General features: G+C 64.0%; 25 protein-coding genes. 1 reads left to right on the top strand and 24 read right to left on the bottom strand.

Translation table 11 applies throughout. The features are described from left to right. Position 1 precedes the first annotated feature (1 nt). The 7 genes from ACEN9J_RS03185 to ACEN9J_RS03155 all read right to left on the bottom strand — a co-directional run bounded on the left by ACEN9J_RS03185 (position 2) and on the right by ACEN9J_RS03155 (position 6,119). Complete coding sequence (locus ACEN9J_RS03185; protein ID WP_413763311.1) at positions 2-505, bottom strand: hypothetical protein; 504 nt, start codon at positions 503-505, stop codon at positions 2-4. Further along, the gene (locus ACEN9J_RS03180; protein ID WP_413763310.1) at positions 505-993 is read right to left on the bottom strand and encodes a hypothetical protein; all 489 of its coding nucleotides are present in this window, start codon (positions 991-993) and stop codon (positions 505-507) included. The genes ACEN9J_RS03185 and ACEN9J_RS03180 overlap by 1 nt, the downstream gene beginning before the upstream one ends. Continuing rightward, entirely contained in the window at positions 993-3,836 is a 2,844-nt protein-coding gene (locus tag ACEN9J_RS03175; RefSeq protein ID WP_413763309.1) for a phage tail tape measure protein, read from the bottom strand. Before ACEN9J_RS03175 ends, ACEN9J_RS03180 begins: the two co-directional genes overlap by 1 nt. Before the next feature lie 52 nt (positions 3,837-3,888). Further along, positions 3,889-4,152: a hypothetical protein gene (locus ACEN9J_RS03170; protein ID WP_413763308.1), complete on the bottom strand. Its 264-nt coding sequence runs from the start codon at positions 4,150-4,152 to the stop codon at positions 3,889-3,891. 143 nt (positions 4,153-4,295) lie between these two features. After that, positions 4,296-4,727, bottom strand: coding sequence for a hypothetical protein (locus ACEN9J_RS03165; RefSeq protein WP_413763307.1), 432 nt, complete (start codon positions 4,725-4,727; stop codon positions 4,296-4,298). 364 nt (positions 4,728-5,091) lie between these two features. Beyond that, positions 5,092-5,559 carry a hypothetical protein gene (locus ACEN9J_RS03160; RefSeq protein WP_413763306.1) on the bottom strand — a complete coding sequence of 156 codons (468 nt, stop codon included), beginning with the start codon at positions 5,557-5,559 and terminating at the stop codon, positions 5,092-5,094. Further along, the gene (locus ACEN9J_RS03155) at positions 5,556-6,119 is read right to left on the bottom strand and encodes a hypothetical protein (protein ID WP_413763305.1); all 564 of its coding nucleotides are present in this window, start codon (positions 6,117-6,119) and stop codon (positions 5,556-5,558) included. Before ACEN9J_RS03155 ends, ACEN9J_RS03160 begins: the two co-directional genes overlap by 4 nt. Before the next feature lie 176 nt (positions 6,120-6,295). On the opposite strand from ACEN9J_RS03155, the gene ACEN9J_RS03150 reads away from it, so the two are divergent. After that, positions 6,296-6,508 carry a helix-turn-helix domain-containing protein gene (locus ACEN9J_RS03150; protein WP_413763304.1) on the top strand — a complete coding sequence of 71 codons (213 nt, stop codon included), beginning with the start codon at positions 6,296-6,298 and terminating at the stop codon, positions 6,506-6,508. Here ACEN9J_RS03150 and ACEN9J_RS03145 read toward each other — a convergent pair. The 17 genes from ACEN9J_RS03145 to ACEN9J_RS03065 all read right to left on the bottom strand — a co-directional run bounded on the left by ACEN9J_RS03145 (position 6,495) and on the right by ACEN9J_RS03065 (position 18,875). Beyond that, positions 6,495-7,076 carry a hypothetical protein gene (locus ACEN9J_RS03145; RefSeq protein ID WP_413763303.1) on the bottom strand — a complete coding sequence of 194 codons (582 nt, stop codon included), beginning with the start codon at positions 7,074-7,076 and terminating at the stop codon, positions 6,495-6,497. The two genes, ACEN9J_RS03150 and ACEN9J_RS03145, sit on opposite strands and share 14 nt — an antisense overlap. Next, on the bottom strand, positions 7,070-7,870 hold the full coding sequence (locus tag ACEN9J_RS03140; protein WP_413763302.1) for a hypothetical protein: 801 nt from the start codon (positions 7,868-7,870) through the stop codon (positions 7,070-7,072). The genes ACEN9J_RS03145 and ACEN9J_RS03140 overlap by 7 nt, the downstream gene beginning before the upstream one ends. Further along, positions 7,867-8,319, bottom strand: a complete 453-nt coding sequence (locus ACEN9J_RS03135; RefSeq protein ID WP_413763301.1) for a phage tail tube protein — start codon at positions 8,317-8,319, stop codon at positions 7,867-7,869. The genes ACEN9J_RS03140 and ACEN9J_RS03135 overlap by 4 nt, the downstream gene beginning before the upstream one ends. 78 nt (positions 8,320-8,397) lie before the next feature. Next, entirely contained in the window at positions 8,398-8,748 is a 351-nt protein-coding gene (locus ACEN9J_RS03130) for a DUF3168 domain-containing protein (protein WP_413763300.1), read from the bottom strand. Beyond that, complete coding sequence (locus tag ACEN9J_RS03125) at positions 8,745-9,161, bottom strand: HK97-gp10 family putative phage morphogenesis protein (protein ID WP_413763299.1); 417 nt, start codon at positions 9,159-9,161, stop codon at positions 8,745-8,747. Before ACEN9J_RS03125 ends, ACEN9J_RS03130 begins: the two co-directional genes overlap by 4 nt. A gap of 60 nt (positions 9,162-9,221) precedes the next feature. Next, positions 9,222-9,824 carry a hypothetical protein gene (locus ACEN9J_RS03120; protein WP_413763298.1) on the bottom strand — a complete coding sequence of 201 codons (603 nt, stop codon included), beginning with the start codon at positions 9,822-9,824 and terminating at the stop codon, positions 9,222-9,224. After that, positions 9,821-10,192, bottom strand: a complete 372-nt coding sequence (locus ACEN9J_RS03115; RefSeq protein ID WP_413763297.1) for a phage head closure protein — start codon at positions 10,190-10,192, stop codon at positions 9,821-9,823. Before ACEN9J_RS03115 ends, ACEN9J_RS03120 begins: the two co-directional genes overlap by 4 nt. A 1-nt stretch (position 10,193) precedes the next feature. Continuing rightward, the gene (locus ACEN9J_RS03110; RefSeq protein ID WP_413763296.1) at positions 10,194-10,520 is read right to left on the bottom strand and encodes a hypothetical protein; all 327 of its coding nucleotides are present in this window, start codon (positions 10,518-10,520) and stop codon (positions 10,194-10,196) included. Between the two features lie 2 nt (positions 10,521-10,522). After that, the gene (locus ACEN9J_RS03105; RefSeq protein ID WP_413763295.1) at positions 10,523-11,551 is read right to left on the bottom strand and encodes a hypothetical protein; all 1,029 of its coding nucleotides are present in this window, start codon (positions 11,549-11,551) and stop codon (positions 10,523-10,525) included. A 1-nt stretch (position 11,552) separates the two neighbouring features. Next, positions 11,553-12,932, bottom strand: a complete 1,380-nt coding sequence (locus tag ACEN9J_RS03100; protein WP_413763294.1) for a phage portal protein — start codon at positions 12,930-12,932, stop codon at positions 11,553-11,555. 1 nt (position 12,933) lies between these two features. Next, a complete protein-coding gene (locus ACEN9J_RS03095; protein WP_413763293.1) occupies positions 12,934-13,167 on the bottom strand; it encodes a hypothetical protein in 234 nt (77 codons plus the stop codon). After that, the gene (locus tag ACEN9J_RS03090) at positions 13,164-13,553 is read right to left on the bottom strand and encodes a hypothetical protein (RefSeq protein ID WP_413763292.1); all 390 of its coding nucleotides are present in this window, start codon (positions 13,551-13,553) and stop codon (positions 13,164-13,166) included. Before ACEN9J_RS03090 ends, ACEN9J_RS03095 begins: the two co-directional genes overlap by 4 nt. Positions 13,554-13,624: 71 nt before the next feature. Then, a complete protein-coding gene (locus ACEN9J_RS03085) occupies positions 13,625-15,172 on the bottom strand; it encodes a phage major capsid protein (protein WP_413763291.1) in 1,548 nt (515 codons plus the stop codon). A 9-nt stretch (positions 15,173-15,181) separates the two neighbouring features. After that, positions 15,182-15,787, bottom strand: coding sequence for an HK97 family phage prohead protease (locus ACEN9J_RS03080; RefSeq protein ID WP_413763290.1), 606 nt, complete (start codon positions 15,785-15,787; stop codon positions 15,182-15,184). Between the two features lie 97 nt (positions 15,788-15,884). Further along, positions 15,885-16,658, bottom strand: coding sequence for a GIY-YIG nuclease family protein (locus ACEN9J_RS03075; RefSeq protein ID WP_413763289.1), 774 nt, complete (start codon positions 16,656-16,658; stop codon positions 15,885-15,887). 79 nt (positions 16,659-16,737) lie between these two features. Beyond that, positions 16,738-18,477, bottom strand: coding sequence for a terminase large subunit (locus tag ACEN9J_RS03070; protein ID WP_413763288.1), 1,740 nt, complete (start codon positions 18,475-18,477; stop codon positions 16,738-16,740). Beyond that, a complete protein-coding gene (locus ACEN9J_RS03065) occupies positions 18,474-18,875 on the bottom strand; it encodes a hypothetical protein (protein ID WP_413763287.1) in 402 nt (133 codons plus the stop codon). The genes ACEN9J_RS03070 and ACEN9J_RS03065 overlap by 4 nt, the downstream gene beginning before the upstream one ends. Between the last annotated feature and the right edge of the window lie 77 nt (positions 18,876-18,952).

The raw sequence follows: 18,952 nt of genomic DNA, 5'->3' as shown, positions 1-18,952 counted from the left end.
TTCATACGAAGCCTCGCAGCATCGGCACGTCGCGCGTGCTGTAGATCTCACCCGTCCGGGTGACGTTGAGGCGTGGAGAGACGGCGGAGATGGTTGCTGCGCCGATGGTGTAGGCGATCGATTCGACCTGAAGGACGGCGGTCATCTGCGCCTCCGTGAGGTCGTCGCTCAGATACTCGCGGTAGACGGCGCGAATTTTCTCGGTCGTGTCGATTGGGATTCGATCCATCTCCTCGCGGAACGTGTCCGCAACGTCGGTGGTGTCCATCGTGATGTCGAACTTCTGGTCAAGGTTGGCTTCGCTGCCGGCCAGCTTGATCTGCAGGTTCACAGGGATCACTTCGACCACCCCGACCTCGGTGGTGATCGCGCCGATGTAAGGCTCACGCCAGAGGCGCCAGACCTTCGACATGGCGGAATGGCTTAGTTCGATGGTAGAGATGGCGTGCTTTGTCGGCGGAACTGACGCCAGCCAGATCCGCAGTTGCTCTTCGAGGTCGTTCATCAGAAATCCAAGACGGTCGTGTCGACGTTCGCGAATTGCTCAATGCGGTCAAGCAGGCCACTGATGTCGGGCCCCGCGCCGTTCCAGATATCGACCAGGTTCTGCGCGTCTGCCGGCGTAAGGTCGTAGACGCGGCTTTCAGCCCAGACGATGAACGAGATTTGCGTGTGCTGATCAGCGCGCTGTGCTTGGTACGAGCCAGGCACCATCCTGCAACTGTGCACCTGGCACCCGAAGCCGCTGTCGAGCTCCATGTCGAAGGGATAGGCACCCTTCTTGATGAGGTGAAAGAACCATGCTGTCCACACGCTGAAAGCGTCCGGCGTGAGCACCATCGAGACCTGGAACTGCTGCGGCCCGCGGTCGTAGTCCAGCGCGACGCGAGGCGAGCCGCCCGCCACTTCGGTCGCCTTGACGCCGCCGGGCGCACCGATGCTGTACGCACGAATCAGCGGCTTGAAGCCGTTCGGAATCACCGGGTTCGGCATCAGCGGGCCCTCTGCGTGGTGTAGTTGCGCCCGAGCGTCTTGCTCATCTTGCTGTTCGGGTCGTTCAGCTGAGCGACTGTTCTATTGACCGCTTCACTGATGATCAGTTGCCGTTCCCCGTCGGGCATGCGGCGTTCCTGCACGCTGTCGATTCGACCAGTCGTTTGGTTCACGATGGTGATCGGGCCGCCGCCGAGTTGGTCGTTGGGGATGATCGTCCCGGCAGCGTTTGGCACGAAGACCTCTCGGCCACGCTCCCCGACCGTATAGGGAACTCCGGGCGTAACAGGGCCGCCGTCTGCACGGAAGAGGCCTCCTGCGATGCTGGAGAACAGGCTTCCCCAGTTGAACCCACCCGAGCCGCCGGTGACCGACAGGCCCGAGCTCCCGGAAAGACCGATCTGGCTGAGGTAGTCAGCATCGCCGCTGACCGCGCCTGCGCCGCCGGCCAGCATCCCCGCCAGCGCACGAGAAAGAGGACCTGTCACCCCTTGCCGGATGGTCAGGCGCGCAAGGTCGGCGATGATGGAGTTGATCAGACTCTTGAAGTCGGCCTTTCCCGTCGTCACCAGAGAGACCAGTGCGTCCTCCATGCCCCCGAATGCGCGGCCCACTAGCTGCTCAGTCTGCTTGAAGACGTTGGCCGATTCGTTCGCGTAGTTATTCAGGGCCTCGGACGCGCCTAGGCTCCAGTCGCCCTGCTTCTTCCGAATCGCGGCGTAGTACTCGTCGTTGGCTGCAAGCGCCGCCTGTAGTGCGGTTTGGATGTCGGCAGTTGTCTTCTTGTAAGCGTCCGATTCGAGGGTCTTGTTCTTCGCTGCCTCCTCGGTGAAAGATCGCAGGACACGTGCGTACTGGCGTTCGACTTGCTCGCGAGAACGCTGCTGCTCGGCGGCCTCGCTGCCCAGGCCAATGACGCCCAGACGGTCGTCGTACTGCTCGCCTTGCTGGCGCCGCATGTCCTCGAGCGAGCGGCGAACTCCATCCGCGGCGTTTTCCGTGGCCTTCAGAGCATCCGCCCTGCGCTTGGTGTCGTCGGTCAGAATCTTCTGGAAGCCGATCTCGCGCTCGAGGCCCACATTGATGGCCAGCTGAGCCTTGATCTTGTCCTGCGAAGCCAGCAGGCTCTTCTGATCGGCCGTCAGCTGATCCTTGCCCTTTAGGTCCGCAATGAGCTGGACGAACTTCGCCTGCTCTTTCTCGGCGTCGGTCATCTTGCCAACACTGGTCAACTGGTCCTTAAACGCGGCCTCTTGCTGGCGCAGGGTTTCCAACATCTTCACGCCGGCGTCATCGCGGAACGCGGCGGTCTTCGGGTCCTTGAGCTTCTCGGTGATGTCGGCGATCCGCTGCTGGATCTCGGCTTCGGACCGGCCGGCGGCAAGACCCTCTTGACGCACGCGAGCGATCGCCTGCTCGCGCTTCTCACGGTTCGAAAGGAACTGCTCCCCTTCCTTGTCCCAGCGCGCCCGCGCTTCAACCTGCTTCGCAGCTTTGCCCTGCTCTGCGGCCGTCGTTTTCATCTGCGCGTTCAGCCGCTCGATGTAGGCGATCTGGGCGCGGATTGCCTCGTTCCCCTTCTCCCAGGAAGCGGCCATGCCCGGCACCGAATTGAGCGGCCCGCGCGCCTGGCGCTCCTCGAGTTGCTTCCGCAGGCTTTCCAGCTGCTCGCTGCCGGTCTGGGACCGGCCAACGCCCAGCATGGCGTCCCAGCCCCACGAGGCGAAGCGGATCACGCCCTTCCAGGCAGTCTCGATGAACCCGAGGTTCTGGGTGATCTGCGTGGCGCGGCTGGCCAGCGCCTCGGCGTAGGCATCCTGCGCGGCCCTAGCGGCATCGGTCATCCGGCCCTGGTCCGTCAGTGCCTTGATGTGCTCGTAGGTCGTCATCGTGAGGTGGTGAATCTCGGCATTGAGCTTCACCGATGCCTCGAGGGGCGCGCGTTCCAGGTCCTTGAACACTTCCGCCGTCTTTGTCACAGCCTGCCCCGTGACCCGTTCGAAGTCAGCCGCCGCGGTGGCGTACTTCTGCAGGCTCTCGGCGCCGACGTCGCCGGTCTTAGCCAAGGCGGCCAGGGCCTGGCTTGCGGCGCTTTGGGTGATCGAACTGTTCGCCTTGGCGATCGCCGCGGCCATGTCCTGCATCTGGCTGGCCGTCGTGCCAGCGGCATTCCCGCTCAGGATCAGCGCTGTGGAGTAGGCCTGCGCCTCTTTCGACCCTTGGTAGTACGCCACCACCAAGGCGGCGGCGGCGGCGGCAACCAGCGTGTAGGGGTTGATCAGCGCCAGGAGAGCGCCGCCCAGGGCTCGGGCGGCCGGCACCACGCCGCCGAACATGTCCTTCAGCTGGCCGCCTTGCTGCAGCAGCACCGTCAGGGGCGCCTGACCGCCTTGCAGGCCCACGATGATGTCGGTGACTTGCGCCGGCACGTTACGCAGTGCTGCGGCGTTCTGGGCAGCGCTGATGCCGTATTTGTTCAGCTGGGTGCCGGTGCTGCGAAGCGCGGCTTCTTGCGCCTTCAGAGCAGCAATCTGCGCCTGCACCTGATCGCTGATGCCGGCCTGCGACGCCTTGAACTCCAGCACCTCGGCGCGCGTCTTGCCCACCGTGCTGCCATACCGCTCGATCGCGTTGATGACGCGCTCCTGCTCACGGGTCAGCGTAGACGTACCGGCGGCAGCATCCTTCGTGGTCTTCTGCAGCGTCTCACCGGCTTTCTTGCCGGCGCCGGTTGCGGCTTGCTCGAACTTCTGGACCGACTGGGTTGCCGAAGCCATGGCGGCCGACACACCCGAAGAGTCCGCTGTGTATTCGAGTACTGCTGATGCAATGGTGTCGCTCATCGAGTACTCCAGGAAAGGGAAGGCTCGCACGTGGCGGGCCCGTGTGATGCCGCTAGGTGTGCGACTCAGTCTTCATCTGGCCCCGCAGGGCCTTGGCGCTGGCAACTGCGCCATCGGTCTCGCCGTTCTGGATCGCCAGGTAGGCGTCGTCCAGGGAGCGCAGCAGGTCGACTTCCCAAGGGTCAGGCCGGATCCGCTTGAGCCCGAAGTAGGCGGCGGTATCCGCCCAGGTGATCGGGTTGACAGAGAACGTCGCACCTCGAGGTGCGTTGAGATCCAGGAACCACCGCCAGATGTGAGCGGTTTCGAGCGGCACCTGCGGGAGGCTGGCCAACTCGGGCGCTACGACCCCCGTCTGGTCCCTGATCTCCTGAAGTAGCTTGAGCCGGGTCTTGCCCGTCCGTTTGTCGGGCTTGGACAGCGCGAACTGCGCGCGGGCGTACTCAAGCAGGGCCGCCGTCAGGCCCCGGCGAAATTTGCTTCGTCTTCGATGGCCGCGATCAGCCGGTTCACCCAGTTCGGGCGGGCCTTCAGCATGCGGTCCAGGTTCTCCGGGGTGAACGGGAAATCCTGGCCGCCGTCCTTGAAGCCGTACCAGCCGACCGTGCAGGCCCTGACGATGCGCAGGCGACGGTCGGCGCCGGTGTCCACCACGAGCTCGGCGCCCTTGTCGGTCTTGAGGTCGAGCGTGGCGCGCTGCTTGACGGCGTCGCGCACGTTGACGATCTGGATCTCGCGATCGACCGCCTGGTATTGGTCGCTGGCCGGCCCGACGACGCGGAAGCCGACCTTGGTTCCCGGCGCACCCTCGGGCCCGTCCGGCAGGTGGCCAACGAGCACCTCATGCACGACGTTGGCTGACTGTTCGATGGCTGAAATGTCAAAGTTCATCTTGATCCTTCTAGAAAAGAAAAAAGGCGCTCATCTCTGAACGCCTTCGTCTGCCGTTTACGGCCCTTGCCATGCTGTGCCGCGCCTTGCACAGCCGATCCATGCTGTGCCGGGTGTCAACATGTAGAGGCCGACTCTTGCGAATCGGCTACTAGCTGTTTTCAGCCCTTGTCTCGCTGAGCCGCGCCGAGCCTAGCCCAGCCTCGCCCAACCCCGCCTAGCCGCGCGCGACTTGGCCTGAAGTGATGCTTACTTCATCTCCAAGCGCCGCACGCGACGCTTGAAGCTGTTGTCAGCCCATGCAATGCCTGACATTGCCCAAGAGTGCCCCGCTCTGCCCAGCAATGCCATCCCTGGGAACGTTCTAGGTAATTTTTCTGCGGCCGACCTGCTGATTCAAGAACGAGAGCCTTGCCAGCGCATCTGCGTTTTCTTTGGCCTGATTCGCTGTCAGCGCGGAGCGATCTACAAAACTCAGTCGTCGCCCCATCTTCGATAGCGTCGACCGCAGACCCTTTTGCCCCTGCTTCACGGCGAATGCAGTTTGCTGCCCAGGCTCCACGATCTTGTAACCCTGACCGATCACTGACTGCAGGCACATGCTGCGGTCTTCCAACAGGGCCTCGGAGAGAGCGTCGACTTGCGACACAAGCCTCAACTTCCAGGACTCATACTCTTCCGCCGTGATACGACCTGCGGGTTTCGGCAGGCCGAGTGCCTCTTGCAGGACATCGTGCGGGATCATCTGCCCGTACCCGTATCCACCAGGGCCGAAAAGAACCGCCATCGCGTTCTTCCACGGGGGCGTATAACTAAGTTCACCGTCAGTCACTGCACAAGCTCCACGGCGAAGCGTCCGAAACGCGGACGATAGGTCCCAATGCCGATGCGCCGACCAGCCTCTTCCACTACGCGTACCAGATCTGCTCGGTCGATCACGTCATCCATGAATGCGACGTCGAACTGCGCCGACCAGCCAAGGAAGATCGGGCGACACCGCATGATCTTCTTGCCCGCCACGTTGACGCCACGTACATCCGCGAACTTGTTCGACTTCCAGAGAGCCTCCTTTTTGCGTGGACCCTCGTACTCCAACTTTGCCTTGTCGTTCACGACCTGCACCGCCTGCTTGATCGTCTTGCCCAGCCGGTGAATCTTCCCCGCCTCGGCGATGCAGCCTTCCATGTTCAGCGCAGGGATGAACGGCCCCAAATCGTCGTCGAAGTACATCGACGCCGACCACTCCGACTCCATCAGCCAAAGATAGTCGTCTTCAGTCTTCTTGCGCTTGCCCGACACCGCTTTGTGCGCCTTGGTCAGCTCGTGCAGCGGATTGGCGAGCGTTTCTGCCTGCATCAGCAGGGGACTGGTCCCCTTGATGCGAATCGTCATCGAGTCCATCAGTAGCCCTTTCGAAGTCGTGTCGCCTGCTCTTTTGGCGGGGTTGCCTTAGCGCGACGGCTCGAATTTACTACCGTTTTCGGGTTTGCACAATCTCTTTTCAGGCTTAACAATACCGTTTTCGCACTAAGGCAGCCCGGTTAAGTGGCTGAACGACAATGCCGACCATGCTTTCCGGTTCAACCCTGCGCGCGATCCGTGCGATTCGCAACATGAGTCAATCTGACCTCGCCGCCAAGGCGGGCGTGAGCCAGACCGCCGTTGCTGAGTACGAAACCGGTAAGCGGGACTTGCGGGCTGACACGATCCGCAAACTCTGCGAAGCCCTCGGGGTGACCGTGACCTACAAGGTGGACGGGATAGAGATCAGCGGTCCATAAAACAACAGCCGATTCCCATCCGGCTTCCCGGAGACACGAACTCCACAGTTCGATAGCCCTGGGACTTGATCTCATTCCAAAGCCGGTGAACCTCCACCGGCCGCCCTTGCACTTTCTCTGCTTGTCCCTCACCGGCAATATCGTGAAAGGCAATCAAGCGCGCCAAGCCTCGGTAGTTCTCCCAGTCGGCTTTGACGCCGGCATAGGTGTGGTCGCCATCGATGAGGATGGCGTCGAACGGACCCAGGGCGGCAACACTGCGGATGACGTCCGCGTCCGTGCTGTCGCCCAGCAGCGTGCTGGCTTCGTAGCCGAGGCGGCCGAGGTCGCTGACGGCAGCCTGAAGCTTCCTGCCCGTGGTGGACTTACCCCAGAGCCCGCCAGGAAGGTCGCAAGCAACGCCGACGGCGCCGGCCGGCAGGCTGCTCATGACTTCGTGGAAAGTGTCGCCTTCCCTGGAGCCGATCTCTCCATAACGCGTGACGCCATGCTCGAGCAGCAGCGCGATGAACGAGCGGAGCTCAAACTCGTCCTGGCTGGCACGCCGGCCGGAGAACGTCTTCAGCATTGGAATTCCTTCATGTGGCGGAACGGGTCGCCGCGGGCGATCTCCTCGAGGCGCCATTGACGATGTGCAAGGCGGTGCGCCCAGGCTTCGCGGCTCGGTCGAGCCAGCTGGCCAACCCAATGCGCCGCAACGTCCCAGGCCATGGAGCCCTGATCGACGGCCACGGTCGGCACGCCGGCGAGAGCCGCTTCAACGCCGGTGTTGCTGTTGAAAGTGATGCACACCAGTGCGGCCGACAGCGCCTCGGCGAGATCGCCCTGCGACGGCTCCGTCATCTGCGGGCGATGGACGACCCCGCGCTTGAGGGCCTGCGGATGCGGACGGAAGCGCACGGGCGCCTCGTAGGCGTTCTGCGCCTTGAGCGCGACCTCGGAGTACCACGGCGACAGATCGCGGCCCTGCAGCGCTGCGTCGCCCGGTACTTGGCCGATGAGCAGCACGTAGTCGCCGCCTTGCTTCCACGGCTTCAACAGTTCGCCGAAATGCTCCGAGAAACGGGCCCCGCGGTCAGCAGGAACCTCTGGAAAAGCAGCGCGGCCATTCAGGCCGTTCCAGGCTAGCGAGTACCACTGGAAGCGATCGCCGAGGTAGCCGCGCTCCATCACCAGCACCTCGTGGCCGGCGGCGCGCAGCCTCTGGCCTGTACGCCAGCCCCAGGTGCAGACGTGCTCCGTGCCGCAGGCGTCTCCGCGCTGGATGGCGACCTTGCCGCCCAAGGCGCGAACGCCAGAGGCCACGGCCTCTGCGCAGCGCACCTGGTGGTCGGCGGTCGCGATGACGGTCAGATCGATCACGTGCCGGACGGATCGATTTCCTTCGTCGGGCCGGTCAGGCGGAAGTTGTAGGTCGCCGTGACGACACCATCGACCGCGGCCGACCACTGACGCTGAGAAACCAGCGCCACCGCTCGGAAGATCGAGCCGTCTTCGAACTCGACATCGATCAGGCGCGGCTGCTTGTCCTTGGCGGCCTGGCGAATGACGGCGTGTGCCGGATTGCCCTGCTTCCAGTGGCCGTTCACGCTCATCGTGCCGGGGTCTTCCAGGCCGAGCATGAACTCCTTGGCAGTGGAGCACAGCGTCGTGGTGTCGATTTCCGTCGACGTGCCGCCTTGGTACTGGATCTCGCGGCCGATGCAGTCCAGCGCAACCATGGTCGGCAGCGGATTGACATCGACGTTGTCTTCGGTCGCTTGCGAGATCTTGATCGAGGTCCCTTGGACCTTGAGGGCTTCGGAGGGCATGGTCTTCCTTTCGGGGTGACAAAGAAAAAGCCGCCCGGAGGCGGCTTGGTTGAGGTGCCCGGAAGGGCGGGGAGAAACCTAGGTGCGAGGCCACCAAAGCGAGACGTCCCAACGGGCGCCGTAGCTCTTCGTGGCTTCGTCGTAGGAGGCGACAAGAGCGCCTTGAGAGACGCCGCGGAAAGGCGGCTGGGTCATGATTGCTTCAACCTGGCGCATCAGCGTCGAGGCTTGGGCGCGGGTTGCCGCCCACACGTCGAACTGGAAGCGCCCGTTCTGGACGTCGGTGTTGCCGCACAGCGTGTTGCTCGGGACACCACCGACTTGGCCGTAGACGAGGAAAGGCTTCACGGCGTTCTGCGGCGCGAGGTCCGGGTAGACCCGGCCGCCAAAGAGCGAACTGAGTGCGGCGGTGAACTGGGGTTCGATCATCTCTTGAGCTCCGCGAGCAGTTCCTTCATTCGCTCCGACATCCGCGCCTTGGCGGCCTGGTGCGCCGCTTCCAACTTCCCAAGGTAGGCGGGCCGGATGTACGGCTGCTTCGCCATCCGGATGTTTCCGTACTCCACCCAGTGCCAGTGCGGCGCCTTACGCTTGTTCGGCCCCGTGGCGTAGACCTGCCGCGTCGGCTTCGACTGCTTGTCGTCGTGCCACTGGTAGATCGACTCGTAGAGCTTGCCCGTCGCGAACGGCACTCGGAGGCGAATCTCCTTGTAGAAGACGTCGATGCCAGCGCGGGCAGCAGAGCGCAGCACCTTCTCTTGGATGCCCTTCTCAAGAGCCTTGTGAAGCTCGGCGATGTCCGGCCCGCTGAAGGCGACACCGAACGAGTCCTTCTTGAACATCTGCGCGCTGCTGGCATGGCTGCCGCGGCGCCTTCCGCCTGCTCGTCCGTTCGCCATGGGCTAACCTTTCAGCGCTTGCTCGAGCGGCTCATGAGGAAACGCCTGCAGGGCGCTGCCCGGCGTGCAGTTCACGATCTCAGCGCCCTGCCCCTTCAGACTGCCGAAGCGCTGCGCCCAGCGCTGGTAGGTCGGCTCGTCGGTGTTGCGCAGGGGCGGCCGGTGCCGACCGAACCAGTGATCTCCGCCCGCCGCAGTCATGTCGTAGCCGCACAGCAGAATCCGGCGCGCCTTCGCGTGGATCGCGACGTGGATCGCCTGGTAGCCCGAGTTGCCGCCGGTGCGGATGCAAGCCGGATCAGGATCGAAGCCGAGGTCGCCCGTGCGGCGCAGGCAAAGCACGTCGCTGAAACGCTGATTGGGCATTGCCGTGACCTTCAGGCCTTGAAACTGCATCGCCTCCGCTTCGTTCGTCGCCCACCACATCACATCGGCGGCGTACAGCATTGAGGCCCACGGAACGAGCCGGAAAGAGTCGTTGATCGCGACGACCGGGACGGCCGCCGCTTTGAGTTGCTCGGCGACCTCCACCGTCATGCCGGGGCCGGTCGCGCAGATCGCCACCGTCTGACCAGCCCACAAGGGCGGCACCACCCAATCGATCATCCCTCGTTGGCTCCGACAGCGCAGCCGAGGTCGATGAACTCCTGCGCGACCTCGTCGGGTAGCACAGCCTTGATCTCATAGATGCGATCCGGGTAGCGCGGCAGCCGGTGGTGCACGACCCGCATGGCGGCGTCCACCGGTTCGACGTAGCGGATCCGGAAGCTGGCCGTCGCGCGACTGACTTCCTTGTCGCCGGCGACGAACTCCTGGTTCACGAAGCCGGTGCCGTTGATCGTCTTGATGCTGGCCGGTAGCCGGGAGTGGACAGGAACCCAGCCTTCGACCTCCTGGCCCCAATCGTCGCGGACCGTGCTCTTCTTCTCGATGGTGATGCGCTGGTTCAGGCGCCCGGCGTTGACCTGCCCCATGTCACGCCAGCGCTGGGTCGCGCTGCCTCCACAGGATCGCCGTGACCTTGGGCGACAGGAGATCGCCGACCGAAGCCTCACGGTTCTTGAACATCTCAACGCCCACCTCGAGCACCGCCGCCTGGATCAGCACAGGGACGGCAGACACCGGGCCCGGCGGCGAGTCGCTCAGCGCGGCCAGCCAGTCCGGCGGCGCCTTGGCGATCTTCAGGTAGTCGATGACGATGGCCGAGGCCGCATCGGCGCAGAACGTGAGGTCGGCTTCGTTGTCGGGCAGGAAGTCGTTCGAACGACGCTGCATTTGCGCGAGGGTGACGAGTGCGGGCATGTTCAGGTCCCCAGCTTCACGGGAGCAGTCTTGTCGATCCCATCGCGCCCGTCCTTGCCGTCGCGCCCGCGCTTTGCGGCCAGCTGCCATGCCTTCGCGCCGTCCAGAGGCTTGTCCGTGGTCGGCTCGTTGCAGAACCAGAGCGAACCGCCCCAGGTCACGGTGTCGCCCTGGGCGTATTCCTCGCCATCCTTGAAGACCCCGCGGTAGATCATCACCGGCAGGGTGAAGGGATGCATGTCCGGAGAGCCGCTCGAGCGTTCCACGCTGACGAAACCAGTCCGCCCCTGGAAGGAAACTTTGATCTCGGCAACCCCCTCCACGATGCACTCCCAGCCCTTCATGGCTGCCGTCGTTTCGAAGCTGCGCCACAAGCCACCGGCGTGCCGCGCGTAGGTGCCGCGGGGATAGTTCTTCGCCAGGTCGATGGAAGGCAGGATCTCGATGTGAGCCGCGTCACGCCCAGGCGCACCATCTCGGCCATCAACCCCATCGCGACCAGCGACGCCATCGATCGCCTTGGGCAGAAGACTGACCGCCTTCTCGACCTGAGCCTGCATGTGCCGCTGCACGATAAGGTCGATCTCTTCGGCACTGATGCTCTTGCCGTCCTGGCCATTGACGCCATCCCGGCCGTCCTTTCCATCGACCCCGGGCGCGCCATCTTTTCCGTCAGCGCCGTCGCGACCGTTTTCTCCGTCGCGGCCGGGAGTTCCGTCCTTCCCATCGATGCCGGCCGGGCCTTCCTTGCCGTCCAGCCCATCCTTGCCGGGCGCGCCATCGACGCCATCACGGCCCGGTGCACCATCCTTTCCGTCCGCGCCTGGCAAGCCGTCAACTCCGTCCTTGCCGTCGACGCCATCGCGGCCATCCTTGCCCGGCGCGCCATCCTGGCCAGGCGTTCCGTCTTTCGGGACCGGCATCTCAGCCATCCGCTTCTCAAGGCCGGCGATGCGCTGCGCGAGCGCGTCCTCCACGGCTCGAACGAGCGTCTTCACCGCAAGGATGAGGCCATCGGCGAGTGCTTTCATCTCAGGCCGCATGGGTCAGTTCCTTTTGGATGTAGTCGAGGAAGTCGCGCGCTTCTTGAGCACTGACGTCTTCCGACGGCGCCGGTGCAGGTGGCGCCGGCGCCGTGGCGGGAGCCGCGAGAGGGTTGCTCTTGTCGCGCTCGGCCAGCGCCGCAAGTGAGTAGTTCTGCTGCTGCATGTAGACCGTGTCGCCACCTTTGAGCGGCCCGCGGTTGAGCGTCTTGCGCGCCTCGTTCGGGGTATCGATCGACCCGCCAACGCGCTTCACGAGGATGTCGGCTTGACTCGACGGGTCCATCCGCAGCAGGCCGTCGAGGTCGAGCTCAGTGCCCATTCGTCCGCGTCCATCGACGCGCACGTCCAGACCGAGGCCTTCGTCCTGGCACAGCTCCATGCTTTCGATTAGCGATTGCAGGCAGTCGGCGTAGTAGATCTGGTTCATCTCGCCGACCTTCTGGCCAGTTGGCAACTGCCCGTGGCCGATCTTGAAGGGCGGGACGTGGAAGCAAGAGCACACCACCTCGGCGGTCCATTTCAGCTGCTCGATCATTTGCGCCTCGACCGCGGTCATGCGCATCGGCTTGAACTCGAGGCCATCGCCCAGAACCGCGACCTTTCCGGCCTTCTCGCCCGTGTAGTTGGCGTCCCAATGCGCCTTGAGGCGCTCAGCAGTCTCGTCACTGATCGGGCCGGGCGCCGTCAGGATGCCGCCGGGGCTGGAACCGTTGGTGAAGAACCGCGTGGAGTCCTCCTGCATCTTCAGGCCCTGGCTCGCGGCCAGGCCACAGGCGAACAGCGGAGATGTTCCCACCAGCGGGTGAAAGATGCAGTTCATCCGGTCGTGGATGATCTCGCTGGCCGGCACGGTCACGCCCCCCTCCACCACGCCCGACAGGTAGTCGCCGCCAAGTTGATAGAACACCGACCCGTCAGGCGACACCAGCGGCTGCACTCGATTGGGATCGAGGACGTATTCACGGATGACCACGCCGCGCAAATCGCGCTCCTTCAGCACGTAGGCATTGCCCCGCATCAGCTTCGACGTGATCCACTGCTCCTTGAACTGGATGTGGTTCTGGAAGCGGTTCGGCTTGCGGAGCACCGGCGAGTAAGCCGCGCTGTCGGTCTCTTTCCAGATCCCGTCGGCGTCGATCTCGACCAACTTCGTCCGGAGCTTGCCGATGTCGGCCGAGATGAGCGTGATGCAGGCGTAGACCGCGTGGAAGGCGATGACCGTGTCGACACTCCACTCGATGTTGCGCTGCCAAGCGCCAGTGAACGGCTCACGGATGAGCGGATACCAGCCTCGATTGGGGACGCTCTGCAGCGTGCCGGCCGCTTTCTGTCGCGCGCCGTTGGCCATGGCCGAGAAGACGCTCAAGCTACGCATGGTTCATGCCCCTGCCCACGAGGGCCGTCACAAGCAGCAGGAAGACGCCGGCAGTGATGAGCGCCCATCCGAAGCCAGCGAGCACGTAGACGCCGGCTACGACGAGCCCGATGCCAGCCGCGCCAAGCAGCACAAACCAGAGCAGCGCCGACAGTGCGATGGCCCCGACCACAGCGAGCAGGCTGGCGCCGGCCGCCAGGGCCCGCGTGATCGTCTTCCCCGTCATTCGGCTGCCGAGCCTTTGGCGTCCATGATCGCGGCACGCACCTTTTCAGCGCCCGAGGCGTGATGCACCTTCACATCGAGCTTCTTGGCGAGTTCGTGCAGCGCGACGGCGTCGAGCGAGTCCAGCACCACGTCTGCGCCGTCGACCTTGACCACGTACTCGCCTGCAGGGGCGGTCGGAGCGGCGGCGACTGGCGCAACAGGCGCAACAGGCGCCGGCGCGGGTGCGGGCGCAGCTGCCGGCGGCGGCGCTGCCGGTGCTACCGGCGCGGCCACCATGTCGCGCGTCAAGTAGCGTCCCCGGCCCATGGCTTCGAAGATTCGGGCGTACCGCGGCGCCATGACTTTCTCTTTGCCGGTCTTGCTGTCGAAAACGGAGACTTTCATGATCGGTTCCTTTGGTCAGCCTTGCGAAAAGGGCCTCCCGAAGGAGGCCCCTTGCACCAGGCGAGTCCTGCTTACGCTTGACCCCACTGCACGCCGTTGAGGAACGCCACCGCCTGCGGGCGGCGCTTTTGCCAGCGCACGTAGCGCTCGGCACGGATAGCCAGCTGGTTGGTCTGGAACATCGAGACCAGCTGCGCGGCCGTCGGGGTGGCCGTGGCCGCCGCGTCGTCCAAGAAGATGGTCGCTTCGCGCGAGATGTCGATGTTCACTTGGCCGTCGTCGGCGAGGTAGATCTCGCTCGCGAAGGCCAGGATGAACAGCGAACCCGACGTGTCGCTCGGCACGTAGTTCGAGATCAGCAGCGGCACGCCGTCGATCGAGCCGGCACCATTGACGCGCACGTCCGGGAACTCACGCGCACCCAGGGGATTGCGCATCAGCGACAGGTTGCGGGCCGTCTTGGCATCGGTGATGTAGACCGCGCTGCTGGCGGGCAGGTTGGTCGCGTCGGCGGTCGCCCAGAGGGCCGCGATGTCGGCGCGCACACCATCGGCATCGGTTCCCGTCGAAGGGATCGGCGTCACGGCGTTGGTGACCGAGGCCGGCGATTCGCCGGCACCGGTACCGGCGGCCTTTGCCGGATCGACGAAGTCGACGTCCATGCGCTCGATCACCGCGTCGGCCAGGTCGTCGCGCGTGAGTTGGACGATCGCCGGATCCGAGAAGCGTTCCAGTTCTTCGGTCACCACCGAGATGGCGGCGATCTTCGCCCACTTCAGCGTCGCGGCCGAGTAGCCGGCTGCGGTGACGGGCTTGCGATAGCCTTCACCGACCCATTGCGCGCTGCCGGCGGACGTCTTGCCCGGGATACGGCTATTGAACGGCACACGACGCAGCGCCGGAATGCCGCCGACACCGAACTGGCCAACGATGGTGCGCGGGCGCAGGAATTCGATGAACTCGCTCGACAGGTTCTGGTAGTCGACCAGATTGCCGGCCCAGGTGGGGCTGGTCGTGGTGCCGGCCGCGACGGCTGCCTTCATCACGTTCTGCAGACGCGTGTCCTGGCCGAACTTGTTCTCGGCGAAGGCCTTGGCGCTGTTCACGTCGCCCTTGGCAGCGAACATCGACAGAGCGAAACGGGCGAAGCCGATGCCCGGCTCGTCGTTGCGCTGCGTCTTGATGACGGCGGGGGCGCGCGATGCAGCGCCTTCTTCGCTGTTGCTGCCCTTCACCGGGGCGGCGCGCTGGATGTTCAGCTTCTCTTGGTCACGCAGACGGCCCAGATGCTTGTCGATCTGCTCGACTTCCGCCTTCAGCGTGTCGTAGCTTTCGGCCTCGGAATCGTCCAGAGTCCGCCCTTCGTCGGAAGCCTTCGTCATGATGCCGGCGAGCTCGGCGGCCTTGGCTTGGCGGCTGGCTTCGAACGCGCTGATCTGCTCGGCGACGGTGCGCACCTCGCCGGACATGGCGAACGGAAGCGCACCGGCAGCGCCCAAGGCGCCGAGGACATCGTGCGGGATGTAGTTGGTCACGGGGTGACCGGCGAACGCCGCCACGCAGGCGACGGCGACCACGGCCAGGAAGGCGATGGTCAGATGGTTGCGGGTGAGTTTCATGATTGCCTTTCAGTTGGAGAGATACACAGCGCCGGGACGGCGATCCTTCTTTCCCGAAGCGCCGGGAAGGTTGTTGCCGGCTGCGCCGGCATCGAGGTAAACGACACCCTTGCGCGTGAGGCCAAGCGCGGCCCGCGTTTGTGTGTCGATCGCCTTGATCGAGGTGATGGAGCAATCGGAGTTGGCAGGCACTGTTACCGCGCTCAACTCCAGAAGTTCCCATGAGAGGTATCGAAGACCATAGGTGCCTTCGATGCGCGCGCTCTCGAGCGCGTTGAACCCGATCGAAAGCCCGCGCACAAGCTTTGACTTGATCGACTGCCATGCCATGTCGAGGCGATCCTTCAGCGGACCTGGCTCGTCGATGTTCGCGATCTCGCAGTCGACTTCGATCTGCTTGGCGGAGACGCGCGCTGCGGTCACCCAACCAATCGGTTGCTTGCTGTCGTGTTGCCAAAGCAGCGGCGTCGGCAGAGTCGCGACCATGCCCTTCGGCTCTACGATGTCCGACATGCGGTCGGTGCTCACCGTGCTGGCGATGCCTGTGAAGAGACGCTTGCCGGAGGATTCATCAACGGCCTTCAGCTCCATCTTGGAATACGCGCGTGTGGACATCTTGATGCTCCAAAAAGAAAAGCCGCCTCGATCACTCAAGGTGGCTTTGCGGGGCTTAGCCCTGAAATGAAAAACCCGCCACTGGCGGGTCTGCTTACTATTCGGCGGCCAAGAGTCTCCAAGGTATCCCGGCTGCTTTCTTTGCGGCCCACGCCGCTCGAACGCTGGCGCCTCGGCGCGCTCGCTCTTCTTCCGTCTGCACTCTGCCAGCGGCGTGCTTATTGCCTAGCAACTTTGCCGCGTGTTCGGGTGCCAGCTTCCGTCCTCGCAGCTTTTCTGCGGCTTTCGCGACGGTCTCCGGCGCTCTAATGCGACCTGCAGCCTTCGCTGCAATCTTCGCTCTGGTTTCGGTGCTGCGTTTCATCCCCCTATGGGCGGAGGCGGTTGCCTCGACCGCCGCACGGTCGCGTGGCTTTCCTTTGGTTGGCGATTCAACCCCAGTTTGTTTCAAGCGCAACTTCTCGAGCGCCTCTGGTGTATGCCGATACCCCAGCGTGTGCTGGTTGCCCATTTTGGAAAGCGCCTGTTTTGCCTTAGTTTCCGGCGAGTGTCTCAATCCGAGGCAACTGCCAGCAACGCGTGCCGTGTTGTATTCGGGGATCAACGCATCCAGAAGGATCTGCTCGTAGAGAAGCAAGTTATCGCGGCTACACAGCAGAAGAATTCGAAATTCAAACTCATCCTCTCCCTGCTTTGCCCAGGAGTTTTGCAGATGCTTGCTGTGGTGCGTGCCGCGTTGCAAATGCAAACGGTGCAACTTCCATCGAAGATGGAAATTTACAGCGCTGCCGATGTACCTCTTGCCGTTGACCGTGTTGACGATCTCGTAAATCCCGGAACGCTCACGCTCCGCTAAACTGTACTCAGCCATTGTTGATCCTGATCCGATCGATGGTGGTTAGAGGCCCGCTTGTGTTGACGCACTTGCGGGCTTCGTCATTTTATTCCTCTCAGGCGAAGATGAGTTGGTACTTCTTGGCGCCCACAGCGACGGGGTTCATCGCCATGAGGGTGACAGCGTTGAAGGTGGACATCAGCGGGTCGATCTTGGCCGTCCCGGATGCCTTCTTGGTGATGTAGATCGCGTTGCCGGCGCCTTCGGTCTTGGCGTTTCCGACAACCCAGTTCATGAGCGGCGATCCGCCGTGAATCAGTTCGTTGCCGGCCAGCTTCCGCTCGGCGGTCTTGATGGCGCCGTTGAGCTTCCAGCCTTGCGAGATGGCGACGATCTGCTCGAGCTTGATGCCGCACTCAGGCGACGTCATGGCATCCACGATGTCGCCGATGCCCGCCGAGTCGGCGCCGACGGCGTTCTTCTCGGGCAGCAGGCCGGCATCCTTGATCTGCTTCGCCAGGTCGGCCACCTCTGCGACGTCGTCGCCCGGCTGATCAACTATGGTGAGCTCCTCGGCCTCCGCGAAGTCCAGCAGGACGGGAGCAATCTCCTTCCGGCGCTCAAGCACGATTCGATGCGCCCAGGCCTTCGACCACTTGAGCCAGCGGCGCGTTTCCTTCTCCCGGCCCAGGGCGGTGAAGCCCAGCAAATCGTCCAGGCCACCGCCGTCGACGCCGATCACCACAACCTCGCAGCGGCGCAGCAGTTCCTTGAAGCCCTCTGGGCCCAGGAGCCGCTCGTCTACGTTGGTCGGGCCCAGCGTTCCGGGCTTCGACCCCTTGGGCGCCGCCGCGTTGAGCCAGAAGTCCGCGCCGGCCCAGCGGTCCGCGTGCATCGCAAGACCGATCTCGACGTTCAGATGCTGCGAGGCCCAGGCCCGCAACTCGTCTTCGCTGGTGCGCTCGGCGACCTCGCACTCGGCGATCAGCCGCTCGACCGTGATCGAGCGGCCGGCGTTCGGCGTGACCATGTGCCAGTTCTTCGGATCGCGCCATGCCCGATCCTTGTCCTTCTGCATGGCCCGCGGCATCTCGTAGAGGATGGGCAAGATGGGCGCATCGAACTTGCCGTCCCGCACGTCGCGTGCCTTCTGCAGTTCGCTCTTGAACACCCCGACAGGCGCCTCCTCGCTCTGCGTCGTGATCGTCAGCAGGAAGGCTTCCGGGAATGGGAGCATGCCGCCGCGCAGCTGGCGTAGTGCGCTCGCAGCCTTGGCCATCTTCGCGATGACGTGGAGCTCGTCGATCAGAATCCCGACGGGCTTTTTGCCCGTCACCACGGCCGGATCGAAGCTCATCACCTCGAGTTCGGCCTTCGTTTCACGGTGCACGACCGTCTTCAGGTGCTCCCGAACATGCAGCTTCTTCTCCAGGACCGGGTCCAAAGCGATGGCGCCAGCGATCTGGCTGAAGGCGAGCTCGGCAGTGTCCTGCACCGGCGCCGTCAGGATGAACGGTGCGCGGGGCCGCTGGTTCAGCAGCAATGCCGTGAGCATGAGCTCGGCGCCGTAGGAGGTCTTCGAGTTCTTCTTCGGCACCAGGCAGAAGATCTCGCGGATGTAGCGCGTAGCGGTCGCCGCATCCCAGGATCCGAACAGCGCGCGAACGATGTCCCGGAACCAGTCGCCGGCCGCGTCCTCGAGGGTCGGCGTTCCAACCACGTCCGGCAGGCGCAGCTTGTTGAACACTGCCACCCCGCGGGCGGCTTGATCGTCGATCAGCGGCAGGTCCGGGACCAGGGAGCGGCCTTCACGCAGCCTCTGCTCCCAATCCGGACAGGCCAGGTTCCAGCTCATTGCAGCGGCGTGCCAGCCTTCGGCAGCAGGTCGCCCCACTCAGTCCCCACCGCGGCCGTCTTGGCATCTGCGTCAGCCTGTTCCTTCTTGCCCAGCTTGGGCGCTTTCGTACCCACTTCGGGCTCGGTAGGAGGCGGCACCGATGGCGTCGGGGTCATGGCGATGTAGGCCTTCTGTGCCGTGACGTTGCCCCCCTTTGCCGCCCGGTGCATGGCGGCGAGGACCTCCATTCGACGCTGGGACGCACCGACCGAAAGCTCGGCCTCGAAGTGCTTCTCCAGGGTGTTGCGGGAGATCCCGAGCGCGACCGCGATGTCCTGGTGTGCCATCCCGCCACCGGCGCAGATCGACACGTTCCGGCGCATCGCAGCAGTCGGTTTGAAAGAAGGTCTTGCCATATTCGATTTCTGCGCAAAAATGCGCTCCGGCCTGGATTTCGGCCAGGGGAGTAAAAAATCTCCGCGTGAGAGAACAG

This window comes from Variovorax sp. Varisp41, from assembly GCF_047325085.1.
Lineage (GTDB): Bacteria > Pseudomonadota > Gammaproteobacteria > Burkholderiales > Burkholderiaceae_C > Variovorax.
Note: the sequence above shows the minus strand (reverse complement) of the source record. Positions and strands in the feature narration are given on the sequence as shown.

What these genes read in the sequence shown, in the direction of transcription:
- ACEN9J_RS03150 (WP_413763304.1), top strand. Translation starts at nt 6,296, where the DNA reads ATGCTTTCCGGTTCAACCCTGCGCGCGATCCGTGCGATTCGCAACATG.
- ACEN9J_RS03110 (WP_413763296.1), bottom strand. Translation starts at nt 10,520, where the DNA reads ATGCCCGCACTCGTCACCCTCGCGCAAATGCAGCGTCGTTCGAACGAC.
- ACEN9J_RS03090 (WP_413763292.1), bottom strand. Translation starts at nt 13,553, where the DNA reads ATGAAAGTCTCCGTTTTCGACAGCAAGACCGGCAAAGAGAAAGTCATG.
- ACEN9J_RS03085 (WP_413763291.1), bottom strand. Translation starts at nt 15,172, where the DNA reads ATGAAACTCACCCGCAACCATCTGACCATCGCCTTCCTGGCCGTGGTC.
- ACEN9J_RS03115 (WP_413763297.1), bottom strand. Translation starts at nt 10,192, where the DNA reads ATGGGGCAGGTCAACGCCGGGCGCCTGAACCAGCGCATCACCATCGAG.
- ACEN9J_RS03175 (WP_413763309.1), bottom strand. Translation starts at nt 3,836, where the DNA reads ATGAGCGACACCATTGCATCAGCAGTACTCGAATACACAGCGGACTCT.
- ACEN9J_RS03070 (WP_413763288.1), bottom strand. Translation starts at nt 18,477, where the DNA reads ATGAGCTGGAACCTGGCCTGTCCGGATTGGGAGCAGAGGCTGCGTGAA.
- ACEN9J_RS03165 (WP_413763307.1), bottom strand. Translation starts at nt 4,727, where the DNA reads ATGAACTTTGACATTTCAGCCATCGAACAGTCAGCCAACGTCGTGCAT.
- ACEN9J_RS03105 (WP_413763295.1), bottom strand. Translation starts at nt 11,551, where the DNA reads ATGAAAGCACTCGCCGATGGCCTCATCCTTGCGGTGAAGACGCTCGTT.
- ACEN9J_RS03065 (WP_413763287.1), bottom strand. Translation starts at nt 18,875, where the DNA reads ATGGCAAGACCTTCTTTCAAACCGACTGCTGCGATGCGCCGGAACGTG.
- ACEN9J_RS03155 (WP_413763305.1), bottom strand. Translation starts at nt 6,119, where the DNA reads ATGACGATTCGCATCAAGGGGACCAGTCCCCTGCTGATGCAGGCAGAA.
- ACEN9J_RS03135 (WP_413763301.1), bottom strand. Translation starts at nt 8,319, where the DNA reads ATGCCCTCCGAAGCCCTCAAGGTCCAAGGGACCTCGATCAAGATCTCG.
- ACEN9J_RS03185 (WP_413763311.1), bottom strand. Translation starts at nt 505, where the DNA reads ATGAACGACCTCGAAGAGCAACTGCGGATCTGGCTGGCGTCAGTTCCG.
- ACEN9J_RS03120 (WP_413763298.1), bottom strand. Translation starts at nt 9,824, where the DNA reads ATGATCGATTGGGTGGTGCCGCCCTTGTGGGCTGGTCAGACGGTGGCG.
- ACEN9J_RS03130 (WP_413763300.1), bottom strand. Translation starts at nt 8,748, where the DNA reads ATGATCGAACCCCAGTTCACCGCCGCACTCAGTTCGCTCTTTGGCGGC.
- ACEN9J_RS03080 (WP_413763290.1), bottom strand. Translation starts at nt 15,787, where the DNA reads ATGTCCACACGCGCGTATTCCAAGATGGAGCTGAAGGCCGTTGATGAA.
- ACEN9J_RS03145 (WP_413763303.1), bottom strand. Translation starts at nt 7,076, where the DNA reads ATGCTGAAGACGTTCTCCGGCCGGCGTGCCAGCCAGGACGAGTTTGAG.
- ACEN9J_RS03095 (WP_413763293.1), bottom strand. Translation starts at nt 13,167, where the DNA reads ATGACGGGGAAGACGATCACGCGGGCCCTGGCGGCCGGCGCCAGCCTG.
- ACEN9J_RS03125 (WP_413763299.1), bottom strand. Translation starts at nt 9,161, where the DNA reads ATGTTCAAGAAGGACTCGTTCGGTGTCGCCTTCAGCGGGCCGGACATC.
- ACEN9J_RS03180 (WP_413763310.1), bottom strand. Translation starts at nt 993, where the DNA reads ATGCCGAACCCGGTGATTCCGAACGGCTTCAAGCCGCTGATTCGTGCG.
- ACEN9J_RS03075 (WP_413763289.1), bottom strand. Translation starts at nt 16,658, where the DNA reads ATGGCTGAGTACAGTTTAGCGGAGCGTGAGCGTTCCGGGATTTACGAG.